The sequence below is a fragment of the Neobacillus drentensis genome (genome assembly GCF_036966985.1).
GTDB classification, from domain to species: domain Bacteria; phylum Bacillota; class Bacilli; order Bacillales; family Cytobacillaceae; genus Neobacillus; species Neobacillus drentensis_E.
In genome coordinates this window covers 1-1,528 of record NZ_JBALSN010000676.1, presented here as the reverse complement: position 1 = coordinate 1,528, position 1,528 = coordinate 1, and the positions used below count along the sequence as shown (strand labels likewise).

The following is a 1,528-nucleotide window of genomic DNA, read 5'->3' as shown; positions in this document are numbered from 1 at the left end:
GCTGACTTCCAATAATTAATGCTACTCCATTGGTCCCAAATAATAAACTAAATTGCTGCGGTGTGACCTGATAAATATTCTGATAGACAAACGGAATCCCAGATACATAGGCAAAGATACCTGCAGTAGTAAAGGCTTGGGTGAGTGCGTATCCCATGAATGTTCGATCTCTGAATAATGAACCGAAGTTGCTCATGATTTGTGGCAAATTACTTGGAACACGGTTTTCATTTGGCAGAGTTTCTTCTAATTTGAGTGTAACAGTGAAGAGCAGCACCGCACCAATACAGGCCAAAGCAACAAAAACCCCATGCCAATTGGTAAACGTAAGAATCCCGCCTCCNNACCATCAGCGTAAAGAACTTGGTTAGTTCCTTTCCACTAAAAAGATCTCTAACAATCGCTTTTGAAATCACAAGTCCTCCGGCAGCAGCAAAGCCCTGTACTAACCGAGCAATGATAAGGAAATAGATATTGGGTGCAAATGCGCATGTTATAGAAGCAAGTAAGTACAAAGTAATAAAGATGAGCAAGGGTTGCCTACGGCCTTTCACATCACTCATCGGACCAATAACCAATTGCCCTAGTCCGAGGCCTAATAAACAGGAGGTTAAACTAATTTGTACAAGTGAAGCCGTAGTATCAAAATCTTTTACAATCGTTGGAAAAGACGGTAAATACGTATCGATTGTAAAAGGCCCTAACAATCCAAGTGATCCTAAGAGTATAGCAAGCTGTATTCGTTTCTTTCCTGTAGGTTTATTCAATTTCCATCGCCTTTCTATAAAAATCGTATTTTTGGTCTTTATTTCGATATCCTAAATTTAATAAAACTTATTATAACCTGAACCTTGCTCAAGGGTAAACAATAAAATTAGGGGAAGCGGTTCCAATTTTTCGAGACTTGGTTCCGTTGGGATAGTTTTCCAACATCAAGCGCCATTCTTTTGGCAAAATCCTATCGAGCACTGGAAAGGCAAAATTACAGCATAAAAAAGCTGGCTGAATGAGTTGTTTCAAACAATAACTCATTCAGCCAGCCTTAAGTTCTACGAATCATACAATGAGAAAATTGGAGTACGTAAAACATTAATTTTTTAGCGGCATGGTTTAACGAATCAGACGCCCAGAAGCTAATTCTGGGCGTTGTTGTGAAACTACATAAAGAATTTTTATAATTATTAATTGGTCTTAGTTATTGAAAAGACAGCGCCATTTCTTCTTAAACTAACCAGCTTCGTTAGTTCAACAAGAAAAAAAGATCACCGAAGCGACCTTTATCTTTCACAATTTAGTTGAAGAACAATGCTTATGTATGAGTTGTACTAACGACCAAAAAGATAGCTTATTTAATGTATCTGAGGCTTATAGTCCACTATGTCTCCCTCGTCGTATGCTTCTTGAAATAATGGTGGCGTTTTCGCTTCAGACTGATTTTGTGATGAGGGACGAATACCATTTTGAGCTAAGATATCCAAAATTTTTTGAATATCTTCTTTCGTTGCAGGTGCTTTGTTTGGCTTTAGGG

1 protein-coding gene and 1 pseudogene are annotated in these 1,528 nt (G+C 38.2%); both read right to left on the bottom strand.

Annotated elements, in window-relative coordinates:
• A pseudogene (locus tag V7659_RS32325) lies at positions 1 to 295 on the bottom strand (MFS transporter); the annotation flags it as partial.
• Positions 228 to 707, bottom strand: a complete 480-nt coding sequence (locus tag V7659_RS32320) for an MFS transporter (protein ID WP_438825879.1) — start codon at positions 705 to 707, stop codon at positions 228 to 230. The gene V7659_RS32320 and the pseudogene V7659_RS32325, both read right to left, overlap by 68 nt.
• Positions 708 to 1,528 lie beyond the last annotated feature (821 nt).